At 75.0% G+C, this 16,967-nt stretch carries 22 protein-coding genes; 11 read left to right on the top strand and 11 right to left on the bottom strand.

Annotated features, from left to right (window positions below; translation table 11 throughout):
* The first annotated feature begins 263 nt into the window (after positions 1-263).
* Together ACGFXC_RS27105 and ACGFXC_RS27100 are read left to right on the top strand one after the other, a co-directional pair.
* Positions 264-1,079 (top strand): MEDS domain-containing protein, encoded by an 816-nt coding sequence (locus tag ACGFXC_RS27105; RefSeq protein ID WP_393716985.1) that lies wholly within the window; start codon positions 264-266, stop codon positions 1,077-1,079.
* On the top strand, positions 1,076-2,038 hold the full coding sequence (locus tag ACGFXC_RS27100; protein WP_393716983.1) for an anti-sigma factor RsbA family regulatory protein: 963 nt from the start codon (positions 1,076-1,078) through the stop codon (positions 2,036-2,038). Before ACGFXC_RS27105 ends, ACGFXC_RS27100 begins: the two co-directional genes overlap by 4 nt.
* On the opposite strand, the gene ACGFXC_RS27095 is transcribed toward ACGFXC_RS27100, so the two are convergent.
* Positions 2,035-2,628, bottom strand: coding sequence for an alpha/beta fold hydrolase (locus ACGFXC_RS27095; protein ID WP_393716982.1), 594 nt, complete (start codon positions 2,626-2,628; stop codon positions 2,035-2,037). The two genes, ACGFXC_RS27100 and ACGFXC_RS27095, sit on opposite strands and share 4 nt — an antisense overlap.
* Positions 2,629-2,645: 17 nt before the next feature.
* Positions 2,646-2,801: a hypothetical protein gene (locus ACGFXC_RS27090; protein ID WP_393716980.1), complete on the bottom strand. Its 156-nt coding sequence runs from the start codon at positions 2,799-2,801 to the stop codon at positions 2,646-2,648.
* Positions 2,802-3,086: 285 nt separating this feature from the next.
* On the opposite strand from ACGFXC_RS27090, the gene ACGFXC_RS27085 reads away from it, so the two are divergent.
* Positions 3,087-3,326 carry a chaplin gene (locus tag ACGFXC_RS27085; protein WP_393716979.1) on the top strand — a complete coding sequence of 80 codons (240 nt, stop codon included), beginning with the start codon at positions 3,087-3,089 and terminating at the stop codon, positions 3,324-3,326.
* A gap of 91 nt (positions 3,327-3,417) precedes the next feature.
* Here the strand turns inward: ACGFXC_RS27085 and ACGFXC_RS27080 are convergent, their stop codons facing one another.
* From ACGFXC_RS27080 to ACGFXC_RS27065, 4 genes are all read right to left on the bottom strand, one after another.
* Positions 3,418-3,714 (bottom strand): hypothetical protein, encoded by a 297-nt coding sequence (locus ACGFXC_RS27080; protein ID WP_393716977.1) that lies wholly within the window; start codon positions 3,712-3,714, stop codon positions 3,418-3,420.
* A 110-nt stretch (positions 3,715-3,824) separates the two neighbouring features.
* Positions 3,825-4,430: a GNAT family N-acetyltransferase gene (locus ACGFXC_RS27075; protein WP_393716975.1), complete on the bottom strand. Its 606-nt coding sequence runs from the start codon at positions 4,428-4,430 to the stop codon at positions 3,825-3,827.
* A complete protein-coding gene (locus tag ACGFXC_RS27070) occupies positions 4,427-5,599 on the bottom strand; it encodes a ThiF family adenylyltransferase (protein ID WP_393716973.1) in 1,173 nt (390 codons plus the stop codon). Before ACGFXC_RS27070 ends, ACGFXC_RS27075 begins: the two co-directional genes overlap by 4 nt.
* A 228-nt stretch (positions 5,600-5,827) precedes the next feature.
* Positions 5,828-6,310 carry a hypothetical protein gene (locus tag ACGFXC_RS27065; RefSeq protein ID WP_393716972.1) on the bottom strand — a complete coding sequence of 161 codons (483 nt, stop codon included), beginning with the start codon at positions 6,308-6,310 and terminating at the stop codon, positions 5,828-5,830.
* 148 nt (positions 6,311-6,458) lie between these two features.
* Here ACGFXC_RS27065 and ACGFXC_RS27060 point away from each other — a divergent pair, with 148 nt between their 5' ends.
* Both ACGFXC_RS27060 and ACGFXC_RS27055 read left to right on the top strand, forming a co-directional pair.
* A complete protein-coding gene (locus ACGFXC_RS27060) occupies positions 6,459-7,706 on the top strand; it encodes a sensor histidine kinase (protein ID WP_393716970.1) in 1,248 nt (415 codons plus the stop codon).
* Complete coding sequence (locus tag ACGFXC_RS27055; RefSeq protein ID WP_393716968.1) at positions 7,697-8,344, top strand: response regulator; 648 nt, start codon at positions 7,697-7,699, stop codon at positions 8,342-8,344. The genes ACGFXC_RS27060 and ACGFXC_RS27055 overlap by 10 nt, the downstream gene beginning before the upstream one ends.
* Positions 8,345-8,487: 143 nt before the next feature.
* Here the strand turns inward: ACGFXC_RS27055 and ACGFXC_RS27050 are convergent, their stop codons facing one another.
* Together ACGFXC_RS27050 and ACGFXC_RS27045 are read right to left on the bottom strand one after the other, a co-directional pair.
* Positions 8,488-8,739: an STAS domain-containing protein gene (locus tag ACGFXC_RS27050; RefSeq protein WP_393716966.1), complete on the bottom strand. Its 252-nt coding sequence runs from the start codon at positions 8,737-8,739 to the stop codon at positions 8,488-8,490.
* Between the two features lie 440 nt (positions 8,740-9,179).
* Entirely contained in the window at positions 9,180-10,019 is an 840-nt protein-coding gene (locus tag ACGFXC_RS27045; RefSeq protein ID WP_393716964.1) for an SDR family oxidoreductase, read from the bottom strand.
* A gap of 99 nt (positions 10,020-10,118) precedes the next feature.
* On the opposite strand from ACGFXC_RS27045, the gene ACGFXC_RS27040 reads away from it, so the two are divergent.
* The gene (locus tag ACGFXC_RS27040) at positions 10,119-10,493 is read left to right on the top strand and encodes a winged helix-turn-helix transcriptional regulator (RefSeq protein WP_393716963.1); all 375 of its coding nucleotides are present in this window, start codon (positions 10,119-10,121) and stop codon (positions 10,491-10,493) included.
* Between the two features lie 29 nt (positions 10,494-10,522).
* Here the strand turns inward: ACGFXC_RS27040 and ACGFXC_RS27035 are convergent, their stop codons facing one another.
* The gene (locus tag ACGFXC_RS27035) at positions 10,523-10,894 is read right to left on the bottom strand and encodes a PRC-barrel domain containing protein (protein ID WP_393716961.1); all 372 of its coding nucleotides are present in this window, start codon (positions 10,892-10,894) and stop codon (positions 10,523-10,525) included.
* 97 nt (positions 10,895-10,991) lie between these two features.
* Complete coding sequence (locus ACGFXC_RS27030) at positions 10,992-11,315, bottom strand: hypothetical protein (RefSeq protein ID WP_393716959.1); 324 nt, start codon at positions 11,313-11,315, stop codon at positions 10,992-10,994.
* Between the two features lie 65 nt (positions 11,316-11,380).
* On the opposite strand from ACGFXC_RS27030, the gene ACGFXC_RS27025 reads away from it, so the two are divergent.
* Both ACGFXC_RS27025 and ACGFXC_RS27020 read left to right on the top strand, forming a co-directional pair.
* Positions 11,381-11,695 (top strand): hypothetical protein, encoded by a 315-nt coding sequence (locus ACGFXC_RS27025; protein WP_393716957.1) that lies wholly within the window; start codon positions 11,381-11,383, stop codon positions 11,693-11,695.
* Between the two features lie 157 nt (positions 11,696-11,852).
* Positions 11,853-12,233: a hypothetical protein gene (locus tag ACGFXC_RS27020; RefSeq protein WP_393716956.1), complete on the top strand. Its 381-nt coding sequence runs from the start codon at positions 11,853-11,855 to the stop codon at positions 12,231-12,233.
* A 10-nt stretch (positions 12,234-12,243) separates the two neighbouring features.
* Here the strand turns inward: ACGFXC_RS27020 and ACGFXC_RS27015 are convergent, their stop codons facing one another.
* Entirely contained in the window at positions 12,244-12,474 is a 231-nt protein-coding gene (locus ACGFXC_RS27015; protein WP_393716954.1) for a DUF6480 family protein, read from the bottom strand.
* Positions 12,475-12,730: 256 nt separating this feature from the next.
* Between ACGFXC_RS27015 and ACGFXC_RS27010 the strand changes: the two genes are divergently transcribed.
* The 3 genes from ACGFXC_RS27010 to zwf all read left to right on the top strand — a co-directional run bounded on the left by ACGFXC_RS27010 (position 12,731) and on the right by zwf (position 16,820).
* Positions 12,731-14,146, top strand: a complete 1,416-nt coding sequence (locus tag ACGFXC_RS27010; protein ID WP_393716952.1) for an NAD-dependent succinate-semialdehyde dehydrogenase — start codon at positions 12,731-12,733, stop codon at positions 14,144-14,146.
* 77 nt (positions 14,147-14,223) lie between these two features.
* Positions 14,224-15,051 carry an aldo/keto reductase gene (locus tag ACGFXC_RS27005; RefSeq protein WP_393716951.1) on the top strand — a complete coding sequence of 276 codons (828 nt, stop codon included), beginning with the start codon at positions 14,224-14,226 and terminating at the stop codon, positions 15,049-15,051.
* 221 nt (positions 15,052-15,272) lie between these two features.
* On the top strand, positions 15,273-16,820 hold the full coding sequence (gene zwf / locus ACGFXC_RS27000; protein WP_393716949.1) for a glucose-6-phosphate dehydrogenase: 1,548 nt from the start codon (positions 15,273-15,275) through the stop codon (positions 16,818-16,820).
* Positions 16,821-16,967 lie beyond the last annotated feature (147 nt).

The following is a 16,967-nucleotide window of genomic DNA, read 5'->3' as shown; positions in this document are numbered from 1 at the left end:
GGTGGCGCCGAATCTGGCAGGGGGATCAACAAACATCAAGATCCTGAATGGCACTTTTCAGGAGGCTCCGGCGGCGCTCCGGCGGAAGTCCGCCGCCGGCCGGGCCCTGGGAGCCGCCGGCCGGGGCCCGCCTGATTGGGAGCCCGCCGAGCGGGCAGTCGCACAGCATGCGGTGCGGCCCCCGGGCGCGGGTCGGGCGCAGTAGGGTGCCGGGTGGGGGCGAACAGCCCGATCGGAGGGCCGGCAGGCCGGAAGGGGGCGAGGTGAGAACGGCACGCGCGCTGGCGACGCTGGACGAGGTCGAGCTCGGTGACCACGTCTGCTGGCGGATGGATCCGTCCGCGGCCTTCCTCACGGACGCGCGGGCGTACGTGGCCGACGGCGCCCTCTACGGGGACAAGCTCGTGTTCGTTGCCTCCGCCCGCGGCGCCTCCGGCCTGACCCGGCCCGCCCCCGACGGCCTGCCCCCGGCCTCGGTGGTGCTGGACCTGCCGGACCACGCGGACACCGAATCCGTGCTGGCCGCGGTGCGCAGGGAGGCCCGTACCGCTGCCCGCCAGGGCTTCCGGTCGGTCCGCGTGCTCACCGAGCGCCTCCCCGCGACGGCGCCCGGCGGGGCCGAGGAACTGCTCGCCCAGGAGCTCAAGCTCGACGAATTCGCCTCCGAGAGCGGCGCCATCGTCGTGTGTGCCTTCCGGCCTTCGCTGTGGGACGCGCCGACGCTGGAGCGGGCGGCATGTATGCATCCCCACGAGACGGGCACGCGCGCACCGCGTCCGGCCTTCCGGATGTTCAGCACCGGTGCCGACAGGTGGAGCGTTGACGGAGTGATCGATTCGGAGTGCGCGTCGGCGTTCAACGCCGCGCTACGGGCCGCCATGCGGCACACGGCCGAGGTCAGGCTGCAGTTCGCCACCCTCGGGATGATCGACGCGGCCGGGATGCACGCGCTCGTCGACGCGGCCCGTCACCTGCCCGGCCGCCGGATCGACGTCGAGGGAGCCAACGAGACCGTGCGCCTGTGCTGGGAACTCGCGGGCTATGCGGACGCAGGCCTACCGGTGGTGATGACGTCATGACCGAGACCGTGCGCGCGGCGGCGTCCGGCGGGGCCGAGGGCCCCTTCCGCCACGAGCTGTACCCCTACCGCGGCGACGCGGAGTTCCTGTCCGGGACGCTGGACTTCATCCACGAGGCCCTGGAGGGCGGCGAGGCCGTCGTCGTCGCCGTGCCCTCCGACAAGACCTCGCTGCTGCGCGGCGAACTCGCCGACGAACCCGCCGTCACCTTCGTCGACGCGACGACGGCGGGCCCCAACCCCGGCCGGCTCGTGGCCGCCTGGTCGGCCTGGATGAGGGAGCGGGGCGAGGGCGACCGGCCCGTGCGCGGCATCGGCGAAACCGCCTGGCGTCAAGCGCGCAGCCCCGCGCACCTCTCCGAACTGCGGTACCACGAGTGGCTCTTGAACCGGGCCTTCGCCCACAGCCCCACCTGGTCGATGCTGTGCCCCTACGACGCCGGGGACGAGGACCAGGACGCCCTGCGCTCGCTGTCGCGCTGCCACCCGCTGATCCGCCGCGACGGGCTGCACGCGGCCAACGAGGAGTACCTCGGCGGGGACGAGTACCCCTTCGACGTCCTGTCGGCCGCGTGCGATCCGTTCCAGGAGTTCGGCTACACGCAGGGCGACCTGGGTGCGGTCCGGTCGAAGGTGGCCCAGTGCGCGGCCGACGCGGGCGTGCCCGAGGAGCGGCTCTCCAAGCTCGCCGTCGCCGTCACGGAGATCGCGACGAACAGCATCCGGCACGGCGGGGGCCGCGGCACCCTGCGGACCTGGTCCCGGGACGCGATGTTCCTGTGCGAGTTCCGGGACGCGGGCTACATCGCCGACGTGATGGCGGGCCGCAGCCGCCCCGACCCGCAGCAGATCGGCGGCCGGGGCCTGTGGCTGGCGCACCAGCTGTGCGACCTCGTGGAGATCCGCTCCACCCGGGAGCGGGGGACCACGGTCCGCCTGCACATGGACGTACGCCGCTAGGACGGCGCCGGGCCGGCCCCCTCGGGCCGGAGCGGCCGGGGGGGCCGGCCCGTCCGGGCGGGGCCGTCGGCGAGTGCGTCCGGGACGGGTCCGAGTCCGAGGGGCGCGGCCGTGGCCCGCGCCGTCAGCCGGTGCCACCGGCGGGCGTCGCGGAGCATGGCGTGGCCGCCCGCGGGCATCGCGACCCCCCGGACCAGGGCGCCCGCCTGCTGGGCGCGGGTCAGGTAGGCCCAGGTGTCCGCCGCGGACGTGACGCGGTCAGCCTCGTCGTGCAGGGCGACCACCGTACGGCCGTCCAGAGGGGCCGTGGGCTCGCCGGGCGGGCACCAGGGCGCCAGGGCCACGACCGCGGTGACACCGGGGTCCGCCGCCGCCCGCAGCGCGGCCCGGCCGCCGAGCGAATGGCCGACCAGGACGACGGGCAGGGGACCGGCGAGCGCGCGCAGTTCGTCCAGGGCGCGCCGTACGTCGGCGACCGGGTGGGCCTGCCGGCCGTTCCAGCCCCGGTGGCGGTGGCGGTAGCGGACGCGGGCGACGAGTACGCCGTCGTCCCCGGCGGCGCGGGCGATGGCGGCCTCGAAGGGCCGCATGCGCGGGGCGGGCAGGCTCAGCCGGTCCGGGGGCCGCAGGTCGTCCGCGCGTCCGCGCGTCCGCCGTGCAGGACGAGCACCGCCGCCCTCGCGCCGCCCGGCGCCGCGCCCGGGCGTACGGGGACCAGGGCGGGGCCCGCCGGGCCGCCCGCGCCGCCGCGCGTCACGCTCATGTCCGGCCCCCGGCGGGGCGGCTTCCTCGCATACCGGTCGTCCTTCGTCCTCGCTGGTAGGGGGCCCGGCCGCCCCCGAGGACGGAGGGGCCCCGCGGATGGGAGGCGTCCGCTCCCCGCGTCCGCGACTGCTCCGATCGGGGGAAGCATGCCGCACCGGCCAAACCGGCGCGAGGGCGGCGGCGAAGACAGCACGTGGGGGAGGCCGGGGGAAGGTTCCCCGGACCCCGCACCGGCCGCGCGGGCCCTCCGCACGGCGACGGCACCCTTACGGAGGTACTTCTCATGGTTCGTGTGCGACGAGGTCTGGCAGTGGCCCTGGCGGCCGGTGCGGTGCTGGCCGGCGGCGCGTCGGCGGCCAGCGCCGACGCGGGCGCGCAGGGCGTGGCCGCGTACTCGCCGGGTGTGCTCTCCGGCAACCTCATCCAGGTGCCGGTCCACATCCCCGTCAACGCCTGCGGGAACACCGTCAGCGTCATCGGGCTGCTCAACCCGGCCTTCGGCAACACCTGCGTCAACGCCTGACCCGCCTGATCCGGTCAGGCCACACCGCGGGGGCGCGCCTTCGGGCCGCGCCCCCGCGGTGTCTTGACCGGCAAGGTCCGGAAGAGACGGCCTAGCCGGCCGGGGCGGCCGGGCCCAGCAGGAGCGGGGCCCCGCTGCGGATGGAGTCGATCACCAGGTCGTGTAGGGCGCGGCTCGCGTCCTCGCTGGTGCACGGAATGGGACTCTCCGCCAGCGGGAGCCACTCCGACGCGCCGCTGTACTGGACGGTGACCTGCGCGAGGCCGGTGTCTTCGATCCAGGTGGTGTGCACGTCGAGCTCACCGGTCAGGACGGGACCCTCCTCGCCCGTCCGCACTCCGGAGCGCCCGGCGAAGACACCGCGGGTGGTCCATGAAGCCCAGCTCATCCCGCCTCCCTGCGTTCGTGGTCCTGCCAGTGTCCCCGCAGCGGCTCCCGCGCGCGTCCCGGGCCCCTCACGGGCAGGTCAGAGGGGGTCGGAGGGGGGTCGGAGGGGGCTCAGACGGGGTCGAGCAGCTCCGCGCCGTCGAGGATGGCGAGCTCGGCGGGGGTGGCCTGGAGCTTCCATTCGGGGGCGACGGCGGCGTACGTGGTGACGTCGTGCCAGCACCCCTGGGTCCGGAACAGCTGGCGCAGCGTGGCCTCGGGGCGGAGCCCGGCGGCGTGCATCACCTGCGGCATGAACTGGTGGTCGCTGCGGTGTCCGGCCCAGATGCGGTGCAGGCCCAGGTGGCCGAACCCGTACGCCATCAGCAGCCGGCCCGCCTCGTGCCCGTGCCCCCGTACGGGCGCCCCGGGCAGCAGCACCAGGCTGGTCAGCATGGCGTTGCTGCCGTAGTCCTCGACGAGGAGCCCCATCGTGCCGATGAGGGCGTCGTCGTCGGGGGAGCACACGGCCAGGGTGTACCGGCGGCGCGGGTCGGTGTGGCGCTGGGCCAGGCTCCGCGCGAAGGTGTCGTGGGCCTGCCCGGCGTCCATGCGGTCGATGCCGAGGTAGCGGGTCAGCACGCGGTGGGTGAGGATCCGCGCGAAGGCCGCGTGGTCGTCCGCGTGCAGTTCGCGCAGCCGCAGGCGGGCGCCGCGCAGTTCGGGTACGCGCGTCACGGTGTGCCCCCGTGCGGTGCGGGCAGGGCCTCGGCGGCGGGGACGAGGGCCTCCAGGTCGACGGAGTGGCGCCCCGAGGGCAGCCGTTCGCCGAGCAGGACGCGGCGGGCGGTGTCGGCGACGAGGGCCGCGCCGAGCATGACCCCGCTGGCGAGCTGGGGCCAGCTGGAGAGCGAGTGCCCGACCCGGGTGAGGGCATCGGTCATGGCGGGGCTCAGCCGGTCCCCGTCGACGATGTCGAGCAGGAAGCGGATGGTCTCCTCCCGGCCCAGGTCCCGTACGTCGGCGGCGGTCGTGGCGCCGATGCGGCCGTGGAAGAGGGGGCGGCCCGGTTCGAGGTCGAAGCGCTCGATGTCGAGCAGGCCCCGGTCGTTGGTGTCCATGAGGACGGGGATCCGGTGGCGGCGGGCGTGCTCGCGGGCGGCGACCTTCACCCAGGGGGCGTCGCACTCCTCGACGAGCAGGTCCAGCCCCTGACCGCGGGCGGGATCGCCGAAGAAGTCCCCGACGGTCTCCTCGGTGATTCCGCCCCGCACCACCTCGATGTCCAGGTACGGGTCGAGCTCGTACATCCGGCGGGCGCACAGCACGCTCTTCTCCAGACCGAGTTCGTGCACCCCGGCCCGCAGCCGGTTCAGGTTCGACAGGCCGAGCCGGTCGAAGTCCGCCAGCCTGAAGGCCCCGCCGACGCCCTCCATGGCACAGGCCAGTGCGGCGCTGCTGCCGACCGAGAGCCCGATGACGCCCACCCGGCGGGCCAGCAGGCTCCGCTGCTGGTCACGGGTGATCTTGTCGCGGTTGCGGTCGGTGCGGACCAGCCGGAACTCCGCCTCGGGCAGCAGGTGCACCAGCCGGCCCGACCACGGGTACCAGACCCACCTGCCGTACGTCCCGGGCCGCCCGCCCGTGACGTCGGCGACGGCCCGGGCGGCGGACCGGCCGCCGAAGGGGTCCCGGGGTGCCCGGCAGCGCAGGAGCTCCTCGACCTGCTCCTCGATCCGGTCGTGGACCTCGCGCAGGTGCGGCGCGTCGCGCAGGGCGGCCAGGGCCGCGGCGTCGACGGGCCGTCCGGGGTCCAGGACGACGGGACGAAACGATTCGCTCGCTTCCCCGGGCGCGGGCAGCATGACGTGGTCCGGCTTCTGGCCGGACTCCATGAAGTGAGTCACGGCCAGGACGCTAACAACTGCGCGATCAAGAAAAGGGGGCCCGTACCCCCAGGGGCGCACTCGAATTGATCTTCGAGAACTCGCGCCCCCTCTGCGCTCTTTGCGCCCCGCGCGCCCCCGGCCCTCCGCGTGCCCCGCGTGCCCCGCGTGCCCCGCGTGCCCCGCGTGCCCCGCGTTCTCCGCGCGCCCTCGTTCTGCGCGCGCCCCGCGACCGGCGTCGCCCGGTGCTCAGCGCGTCTTCGGGAGCGGAGCGAACACCGCGCGCAGGGCGGCGCCGCGCAGGGTCAGGGCGACGCGGGCGACCGGGAGCACGCACAGCGCCTGCAGCGCCGCGTACCACCACGGGCAGACGCCCGGGATCAGGTCCACCCCGACGATCGCGACGGGGAAGACGGCCGAGACTCCGCGCAGCCGCTCGAAGGGGCGCCGCGCACCCCCGGCGGCGGAACGGGCCAGCCGGTGCAGCAGCACCGCGACGAGGGGCAGCAGGATCGCCCGGATCCACATGAACGGGTTGACCAGGTGGCCCGTACCCGCGACCGCGACGACCGTCAGGAGGGCGGCCGAGGTGAGCACGCCGTAGACCTTGACCGCGGCCCGGACCCTGCCGAAGGCGGCCCGGACGCCGGGACCGTCGAGGAGGGCCGGATCCGCGGTGGTGGTGGCGTCGGCGGTCGTCGTCGTGGCCGTGGTGTGCGCGTTGGTTTCCATGACCACGACGTTAGGAACCGGCCCCCCGGCGCGGTACCGGCCTGGACCCACCGGGGGGTGGGTCCAGACCCACTCCTGGACCGGGCCGGTGCGAAGGGGGCGCCGGGCGGTGCACAGTGGGGCGGGGCAGGCGAAGTGAGGGGGAGTCATGGGACGGGTGGGATCCCGGTTGGTGCGGGTGGCGGCGTCGGCCGGCGTGGGCTTCGGGCGGGCGTGTGCGGGCGCCGCCGTCTGCCTGCTCGTGCCGCTGGTGTGGGCCGGCGCGGTGGTGCTGGGGACGTGGAGCGGCGCGGAGCACCCGTGGTCGTGGATCGGGCCCGCCGTGATCGTGTGCGCGGGCACCCTCGCACTGGCGCGGCCCGTCTGCCGGGCGGCCCGCCACCTCGTCGCGCGCTGGACCGGCACCGTCATCCCCGCCGGTCACCGGCAGGCCGGCCCCGTGACACAACTGTCCACCGGGTACTGGTGGAACGGCTTCAGCTACGAACGCAGCCGCCGGGACGCCGTCATGGACCAGCGGATACGGCTGTTCTGGAGCGACCCCGCCACCTGGCGCGACCTGCGCTTCGCCGTCATCGCCCCGCTCACCGCCGGGCCGGTCACCGCCCTCCCGCCGGCCGCGCTGGCCTTCGCCGTACTCGCCGCCCCGCGCCCGGCCGGGGCCTGCGCCCTCGCCGTGGCCGCCGGCTGCGCCCCGTACGCCTGGCGGGCGCTGCCCCGGGTGGCGGTCCGCTTCCTGGGACCCTCGCCCGCGATGGCGCTGGCGCGGCGGGTGGACGAGCTGACCGCCCAGCGCGCCGACGCCACCGTCGCGCAGGCCGCCGAGATCCGCCGCATCGAGCGGGACCTCCACGACGGCGCCCAGGCCCGCCTCGTCGCGCTCGGCCTCGCCCTCGCCACCGCCGAGGCGCTGATGGACCGGGACCCCGCCCGGGCCAAGGCGCTGATGCGGGAGGCGCGCACCGGCGCCGCCGCCTCGCTGAGCGAACTCCGCGAGCTGATCCGGGGCATCAGCCCGCCCGTCCTCAGCGAACGCGGGCTCGTCGACGCCGTCCGCGCCCTCGCGCTCGACGTCCCCCTCGACGTGGCCGTCAGCGCCGGCGCCGCGCTGCGCCTGGACCCGCCGATCGAGTCGGCCGTCTACTTCGGCGTCGCCGAGCTCCTCACCAACGCGGTCAAGCACGCCGGAGCGGCCCGGGCGCACGTCAGCCTCGTACGGGACGGCACGGGCCTCGTCGTGGAGGTCGAGGACGACGGCCGGGGCGGGGCCGGCGCCCCGCCCGGCGGCGGCCTCGCCGGACTGCGCCGCCGCCTGGCCGCCTTCGACGGCACGCTCGCGATCACCAGCCCCCCGGGCGGCCCGACCCGTGTGAGGATGACCCTGCCATGCGCATAGCCGTAGCCGAAGACCTGTACCTGCTGCGCGACGGGATGGTCCGCCTGATCGAGGCGTTCGGGCACGAGGTGGTGGCCACGGCCGCCACCGGCCCCGAGACCCTCGAAGTCCTGCGGACGCACCGCCCGGACGTGTCCGTCATCGACGTGCGCATGCCCCCGGCCCAGTCGGACGAGGGCCTGCGCGCGGCCCTCACCGCCCGCGCGGAGATCCCGGGCCTGCCGGTCCTGATCCTCTCCCAGCACGTGGAGCAGCTGTACGCCCGCGAACTGCTGGCCGACGGCTCCGGCGGCGTCGGCTACCTCCTCAAGGAGAGCGTCTTCGACGCCGAGCAGTTCATCGGCTCCCTGGAACGCGTCGCGGCGGGCGGCACCGCCATGGACCCGGCGGTGATCGCGAAGCTGCTGACGGGCAGCGCCCCCGGCCGGGGGCTGGACCGGCTCACCGCACGCGAGTACTCCGTACTGGGCCTGATGGCCGAGGGCCTGTCCAACCACGCCATCGCGCGCCGCCTCTTCCTCAGCGAGGGCGCCATCAGCAAGTACACGACCTCCCTGTTCGGCAAACTCGGCGTCACGGACGACGACGACACCAACCGCCGCGTCCGCGCGGTCCTCACCTACCTGAACAAGCCCTGAAGGCGACCCGCACACCACGGGCCGGCGCGCTCAGACCGGGAGCGGGAATCCACCGATCTGGTAGTCCAGCCCTTCACGGAACTCCAGGTGCGGGACGGCCCTGCGCATCGCCGGGTACAACGGGCAGCGCCGGACGGTTCGCCTCATGCCCCGGGGGCGAAGGCGAAGCAGCTGCGGGTGTCGCTGAGGTCGAAGAGGCGTCGCAGGCCCGGGGTGAGGGGGCCGGCGAGGAGGAACCCGTGGGCGGCGCGGGCGTCGAGCAGGGCGTGCAGGAGCGCGGTGTCGGCGAACGCGACGCCGCTGAGGTCGACGACGGTCCGGCCGCGCGCGCGGCCGAGGGCGGTGTGCAGGACGTGTACGGAGTCGAGGTCGAGCTCGCCGCGGACGCGGATCACGGTCCCGCCGGGCCCCGTCTCGCACTCGGCCGCGGCCGAGTGCGAGACGGGGCCCGGGGGGGGGGGGCCGCGCCGTTGGGGGGGGGGCGGCGGGGCGCGCCCGGCCCGCGCCCCCGGGCCCCCCGGCCCCCGGCCCCCCCGGGCGCCGGGGCCGGGGGCCCCCCGGGGCGGGGGCGGGGCGGGCGGGGGACGCAGGGGGTGCGCAGGTGCACGGGGCCGTCCTGATCGGGTGGGTACCTACCCCTCCCCTTCCGCGCGCTACGGCGGGAAAGGAGCGCGCGGCCGGTCGGCGGCCGCGCGGTCGAGGAGGCCCGTACCGGAGCGCCCCCTGCACCCGGCAGGGGACGCGGCAGCGCGGATATCGCCAACGGCTCCCCCCAACGTAACGCCCCGCCCCGGCGAGGGGGCAACACCGGGCCGGGCGCGCGGTGGCCGTCGGCTCAGCGGAAGGCGGCCGCGTTGCGGGCGGCCCAGTCGGCGAAGGGGCGCGGGGCGCGGCCCAGGACCCGCCGGACGTCCGGGCTGACGCGTTGCTCGGCCGGGCTCGGGGATCCGAGGATGTCCAGCGTGTCGTCGGCGAGTTCCGCCGGCATGCTCCGGGCCATGGCGGCGCGCGCCTCCTCGCGCGTGAGCTCGTGGAACCCGACGGGCGTGCCCAGCGCGGTGGCGATGGCCTCCGCCTGACCCCGCGGAGTGATCACCTCCGGGCCGGTCAGCTCGTACGCGGCGCCCGTGTGCCGCTCGTCCAGCAGGCAGGCCGCCGCGACCTCGGCGATGTCCGCGGGGTCGATGACCGGCACCCCGACGTCGCCGAAGGGCGCGGCGACGAGCCGCTGCGCGCGGACCGACCCGGCCCACCACAGGGCGTTGGAGGCGAAGCCGCCCGGCCGCAGGACGGCCCACTCCAGGCCGGACCCGCGCAGGGTGTCCTCCAGCGCGCGCATCGCGACGCGGGTCGTGCCGAAGGGCCTGGTCACGACGCCGAGCGTGGAGAGCAGGACGATGCGGCGGACCCCGGCGGCCGCGGCTTCGCCGATGATGCCGGCCGGGTCCGCTCCCGTGGCGTGCAGGTCGCCGGACAGCAGCACGAACAGCGACTCCGCCCCGGCCAGCGCGGGCCCCAGCCCCGCCGGTTCCGCCAGGTCGGCCACGACGTGGCGGACGCCGTCCGGTACCGCCGCGGGGTGCCGCGACACCGCCGTCACCTGCTCGCCCGCCCCGGCGAGCGCCCGCGTCAACGGCCGTCCGACGTTTCCGGTGGCCCCGGTGATCACGATCATGATGCAGCTCCTCGTCGCTCATGTCCTGGGTGGACGTGGCTTCACGCTAGGAGCGGGGCTTACTTTTGGTAAGGACATACCTCGGGGTAAGCTCATGGCATGGTGGGAGGCGCGCAGCGTGGAGGGGCCGGGCCGGCCCGGCGGTATGACGTGTTTCACACGGACTGCCCCGCGCGCGACGTGGTCGACCACGTGACCAGCAGGTGGGGCGTCTGGGTGCTGATCTCCCTGCGGAGCAACGACCTGCGGTTCTACGAGCTGCGCGACGGCATCCGGGGCATCAGCGAGAAGATGCTCTCCCAGACCCTGCGCGCGCTGGTCCAGGACGGCCTGGTCCGGCGGGAGGTCGAGCCGACGACGCCGCCCCAGGTCACCTACGGGCTCACCGAGTTCGGCCGGGACGTCGGCGAACCGCTGACGGAGCTGTTCGACCGGATCACCCGCCGCCTTCCCCCGCCGCCCGGGCCGGCGTAACGCCCCGGCATGACACCCCGGCTCCGGGCTCAGGCGGTGCGGCGGCGGCCGACGGACGCGCCGAAGCCGTAGTAGGTGCTCAGCGCGGAGCGGTAGCCGGCGTGGCCGAAGTGCTTCTCGCGGTCGAACTCGGGGGCGTTCTTGAGCTCGCTCTTGGTGAGGTCCACGTAGATCTTCCGGGACTCCTCGTCGACCTTCGTGATGGCGCGGACCGGGAGCAGGATCTCCTTGCCGAAGATCCACACACCGGTGTCGACGACCAGGTAGGACGAGCCGACCTCGTGGCAGTTCGCGTCGACCTTGCCGACCGGCCCCTCGGTCGCCTCCACGGTGAATCCGGTCAGGTCGATGCCCGGCCGCCAGCCCGAAGTCTTGCGGTAGGCCCACACGTTCGCATTCACGCTCGGCAACTCCCTCGTCCACGGCGGTCTTTCACTGTCCCGCGGCTGCCCGCTCCGCACGGCCGCAAACGCCCGGACCCCGGGAGGGGGCCGCGGATCAGGTGCGGGCGCCGGTGTCCGTGACCATGCGGACGAGGGCGTCGACGAGCTCGTCGGCGGTGGCGTTCAGGCCTTCGGCGCCGAGGTGGCCCGTGAGCTCCATGTCGGCGATGCCGTGGGCGCCGGCCAGCAGCAGCGCCCCGTACCGCCGGGTGTCCGGTGCGCCGACGAGGTCGGTGACGACGGCCGGGAACTCGGCCTGGCTGGTCGCGGCCGACCCCGATGAGGATGCGCAGCGCTCCGCGCCCGCTACACCGCCGGCCGGGACGCCGCCCTCGTCCGGCTGAGGGGCTCCGCGCGGACCGCGTACGGGCGGGGCCACACCGGCGGCCCCGGCGGGCGGGAAAAGGGTCGGATGGACGGGCCGGGGCTGGGCACCAGCGGGGCATGGCAGTCCTTCGAACGTCCTGCTCCACCCACCCGGCGCTCGCCCCGCGCCTCCTGGCGGAGGCGGTCGAGCTCGTCACCGGAGGCGCCCGGCGGCGCAGCCGGGCGGCGGGCGCCGCCGTCTGCGCGACGGCCTGCGAGCACCGGTCGGGCACGCCCCGTACGAGCGGCCCCCGCACCGGCGGCCGCCGCCGCGCCGGCGCCGTGGCCCGCCGCGAGCGGGCCGCGCACGAGGCGGTGGCCGCCCGGACCACGGGCCCGGAGGACCTGGCCTCGCTGCTCGACATGCTGGACCTGCGGCGCGGACAGGACTGACGGGACCGCCGGGGCGCGGCGCCGGGTCCGGGCGGGTGAGGTTGCGGCGCAGCCGGGCGAAGCCGGGTCGCGGCCCGACGCCCGCGCGGCGGGCGTCGGGGAAGGTGGGCGCACTGTCCGGCCCGCCGTGGGCCGTCGTCCCTGGGGAGTGGAAGCCGTGCGCCGTTCCGTACCCGTCCTGATCGCCGCCGCCACCTTGACCGGAACCCTCGCGGGACCCGCCGCCGCGGCCGCCGAGCCGGGGCCCATCACCTCCCCGTACGTCCAGGCCGCCGCGGACGTCTCCGCGACCGGCGTCCTGCGGCGCGCGAAGAACATCAACTGGGTGCGCCGCTTCGACACCGGGCGCTACTGCGTCAACGTCAGCGACCGCGTCAACCTGGCGTTCAGCGTGGTCCAGGTCGAACTGCCCAACACCAACCGCCGCAGCTTCAGCACGGCGCCCAGCACCACGTGCGGGGCGAACGCCGTCACCGTCTACACGTACGACCTCGACGGCGGCTACGTCGACAACGCCTTCACGGTGGCCGTCCTGTAGCCCCGGCCGCTCAGAGGTTGAGGGTCACGGCGTAGGCCAGGAAGAACAGGGCGACCGACAGGGCGAGCAGGCAGATCAGCACGAGCGGCCCCGTGGCCCATCCGCGCGTGAGGGGCCGGTACGGCCCCGCTCCGCCACCGGTGCTCGATTCGCACGGCGGCGTCTCGCCCGGGGGCACGCCCGGGTTCGCGACGCGCGGGGGAATGCGCGCCGGCTGCGGCTCCGGGAAGTGTGCGGCCATGGCTCTGCCCTCCTGGACTCCTGGCCTCGTCCGGCCCCGCCCGGCCCGGGAGCCGGGCCGGTGGGAGTGGTGGTGTGCGGCGCCTACCCGTCGCCCACCGCCCCACTCACCGGCCTGCTCTCCGGGCTGCTCTCCGGCACGGCTCCCCGGCCGGGCGCGCGAGCCGTTTGCCCATGTCAAAGCCGGGTAGCGGCTAGAGGAAGCGACATATGCACCTTTCGCACCTTCCGCGTAGCCAGTCGACGTCTGGAGAGTCATGTCGGATCATACGAAGAGCCCGTTCGCGACCGTCAACCCCTACACCGGGGAGTCCGTCGTGGAGTTCCCGGCCATCGAGGGCGAAGAGGTGGACGCGGCCCTCGCGCTCGCCGCGGACGCCTTCGACGCCTGGCGCGCGCGCCCCGTCGAAGAGCGCGCGGCCGTCGTCGGGCGCGCGGCGGAGCTGATGCGGGAACGCAAGGAAGAGCTGGCCCAGCTGATCACCCTGGAGATGGGCAAGCTCATAGCCGAGGCCCGCGGGGAGGTCGACCTCGCCGCGTCGATCCTGGAGCACTACGCGCAGCACGGACCCGGCTACATCGCCGACGAGCGCCTCGACGTGACGGAGGGCGAGGCCCACCTCGTCCACGAGCCCCTCGGTGTCCTCCTCGGCGTCATGCCGTGGAACTTCCCGCTCTACCAGGTGGTCCGCTTCGCGGCGCCCAACCTGGTCCTCGGCAACACCCTGCTGGTCAAGCACGCCGGGATCTGCCCGCAGTCCGCCCTCGCCCTGGAGTCGCTGTTCCGCGACGCGGACGCCCCGGAGGGCGTCTACACGAACCTGTTCGTGAGCCACGAGGAGATCTCCCGCATCATCGACAGCCCGCACGTGCGCGGTGTCTCCCTCACCGGCAGCGAGAAGGCCGGAGCCCGGGTCGCGGAGGCGGCCGGACGGAACCTGAAGCCCAGCCTGCTGGAGCTCGGCGGCAGCGACGCCTTCATCGTCCTCGACGGCGAAGGCCTGGAGCGCACCGTGGCCGCCGCCGTGGCGGGACGCATGGGGAACACCGGCCAGAGCTGCGTGGCCTCCAAGCGGTTCATCGTGCTGGACGAGGTCCACGACGCCTTCGTGGAGGGCCTGCGCCGCGCCTTCGAGGAGCTGGAGCCGGGCGACCCCGCCGATGAGGCGACCACCCTCGGTCCGCTCTCCTCCGAGCGGGCGGCCGCGGACCTGGCCGACCAGATCCGCGAGACCGTGGAACAGGGCGCGGAACTGGTCACCGGCGGCCACCGGATCGACCGTCCGGGCGCCTTCGTCGAACCCACCGTCATCACCGGTGTCAAGCCGGGCATGCGCGCCTACGCGGAGGAACTCTTCGGGCCGGTCGCGGTGGTCTACCGGGTCGCCGACGAGGACGAGGCCGTCGCCCTGGCCAACGACAGCCAGTACGGTCTCGGCGGCTCGGTGTTCTGCGCGGACGCGGAACGGGGCCGCCGGGTGGCGGAGCGGGTGGAGACCGGCATGATCTGGGTCAACCACCCCACCTCGACCCGGCCCGGCCTGCCGTTCGGCGGCATCAAGCGGTCCGGCTACGGCCGCGAGCTCTCCCACCTGGGCATGCACGAGTTCGCGAACCGCAAGCTCATCCGGGTGCTGCCCGCCGATGCGAAGCTCGGCGGCATCGCGGGCTGACACACCCGCGCCCGCGCCCCCCCCCACGCACGCACGCACCCCCGCACATCCACCACCGCGACCCCGGGAGCCCATCCGTGACCGCAGTACCCACCGTCACCCTCAACAACGCCGTCCGCATTCCCCAGCTGGGCTTCGGCACCTTCCAGATCCCCCCGGAGGAGACCCGGGGGACGACCCTGGCCGCCCTGGAGGCCGGCTACCGGCACATCGACACGGCGCAGATGTACGGCAACGAGAAGGAGGTCGGCCAGGCGGTCCGCGACAGCGGCCTCGACCGCGCCGACGTCTTCGTGACCAGCAAGCTCACCAACGAAGCCCGTACGCGCGAGGACGCCCTCCGGGCCTTCGACCGCAGCTTGGAGGCCATGGGCTTCGACCACCTGGACCTCTTCCTCGTCCACTGGCCGCTGCCCGCCCGGCGCGACGTCGTGGAGATCTGGCAGGCCATGGAGGAGATCTACCGCTCCGGACGGGCCAAGGCCGTCGGGGTGTCGAACTTCCAGCCCCGCCACCTCAGCCGGCTGCTGGAGGGCGGCACGGTGGTGCCGGCCGTCAACCAGATCGAGGTGCACCCGTACCTCACCCAGGACGACGTACGGGCCTACGGGACCGAGCACGGCATCGCCACGGAGGCCTGGTCGCCCCTCGCCCAGGGCAAGGTGCTCGACGACCCGGTCATCCGGCGCGTCGCGGAGCGGGCCGGCCGGACTCCGGCGCAGGTGACCCTGCGCTGGCACCTGCAGCGCGGGGACATCGTCTTCCCGAAGTCCTCGACCCCCGCCCGCATCGAGGAGAACTTCGACCTCTTCGGCTTCGCACTCGACGAAGCCGACATGACCGAGATCTCCGCCCTCGACCGCGACGAGCGCACCGGCCCCGACCCGGACCGCTTCGACGGCTGAACGTCCCGCCCGGCCCCGGCCCCGGGACCGCCCGGCCCCGGCCCCGGGACCGCCCGGCGCCGCCGGGGCCCGGACCGGTTCGGACGGGCCCGGGGTGCCGGATGGACCCGGGGCGGGCAGAGTGGGGCCCGAGGACGCACGGCCGCCGCACGGCGCGCAGACGGCGCGGGGCCCGGGCCGTGCCGGTGCAGCGCTGCGGCGCGGACGAGTGAGGATGCCCGATGGCCCAGCCCGCCCAGTCTCCTGAGCCAGCCCAGTCTCCCGAGCCAGCCCAGTCTCCCGAGCCCGGCGGGTCTCCCGAATCCGGCGGGATTCCGGAGCCCGAGCCCCCGGCGGACCACGTCATCGTCCTGTTCGGCGCCACGGGCGACCTCGCCCGGCGCAAGCTGCTGCCCGGGCTGTTCCACCTGGCGCTGGCCGGGCTGATGCCGCGGCGCTACCGCATCGTCGGCACCGCACCGGCCGCCGAGGCCCTCACCGACCAGGAGTTCCGCGCCCACGCGCAGCAGGCCGTGGCGCAGTTCGGGCGCTCGCGGCCCGAGGGCCCGGCCTGGGAGGCGTTCGCGGCCGCCCTGACCTTCGGCGCGGCCGACGCCGGAGCCGCCGAGCCCCTGGTGGCGGCGGTGCGCGGGGCCGAGACCGCCCTCGGGGGCAAACCGCGCCGGCTCTTCCACCTGGCCGTACCCCCCGTCGCGTTCACCTCGGTGATCGACCTGCTCGGCGCCACGGGACTCGCCGGGGACGGCCGGGTCATCGTCGAGAAGCCCTTCGGCACCGACCTCGCCTCCGCCCGCGCGCTCAACGCCGCCATCCACGCCGTCTTCGACGAGTCGCGGGTGTTCCGGATCGACCACTTCCTCGGGAAGGAAGCCGTCGACAACGTCCTCGCGCTCCGCTTCGCCAACGGACTCTTCGAGCCGCTGTGGAACCGCGAGCACATCAGCCACGTACAGATCGACGTGCCCGAGCACATCGACATCCAGGGCCGCGCCCGCTTCTTCGAGGGCACCGGCACCTTCCGCGACATGGTCGTCACCCACCTCTTCCAGCTGCTCGGGTTCATCGCGATGGAACCGCCGGTCGCCCTGGAGGCGGACGCGCTGCGCGACGAGCAGGTCAAGCTCTTCCACAGCATGCGCCCGCTGGACCCCGCGCGGGCCGTCCGCGGCCAGTACACCGGCTACCGCGAGGAGCAGGGCGTGGATCCGGCTTCGGACACGGAGACGTTCGTCGCGCTGCGCGTCGGCATCGACAACTGGCGCTGGGCCGGGGTGCCGTTCCACCTGCGCACCGGCAAGGCCCTGGCCGAGGGCCGCCACGTGGTCACCCTCGGCCTGCGCGAGCCGGTCCTGCGGATGTTCCCGCTGGACGCGCGGGCCGCCGCGGAGGGACGGGCCAACGAACTCGTCATCGACTTCGACGACCCCGGCTCCATCACGGCCCGCTTCCTGGTCAAGGAGCCGGGCCCGTCGATGCGGCTGGCCGACGGCGACATGGTCTTCAACTACCGCACCTCGTTCGCCGCGCAGAACTTCCTGGAGGGCTACGAACACCTCCTGCTGGAGGCCATGCGCGGCAACCAGTCCCTCTTCACCCGGTCCGACGGCGTCGAACGGCTCTGGGAGGTCGCGGCCCCGCTGCTCGACGCACCGCCGCCGGTGGCACCGTACGCCCCCGGGAGCTGGGGGCCCGACGGCATCGACGCCCTCGTCGCCCCGTACCGCTGGCACCTGCCGGACGACCGTCCCCGTACGCCCGCCACCGGATGACGGAGGGGGACGTACGGGGACGCGCGGGCGGTGCGCCGCCCGTGGCGCCGCCCCACGGACCCGCACCCCGGTGAGGCCGTGGCCCCCGCGCCCGCCCGGTCCCGGCCCCGGGAGCCCCCGCTCGCCGCGCACGCGCTGCGTGCTCGC

This window comes from Streptomyces sp. NPDC048507 (assembly GCF_043199995.1).
Taxonomy (GTDB): domain Bacteria; phylum Actinomycetota; class Actinomycetes; order Streptomycetales; family Streptomycetaceae; genus Streptomyces.
The sequence above is the reverse complement of the archived record's forward strand: the minus strand, read 5'-3'. Positions and strand labels throughout refer to the sequence as shown.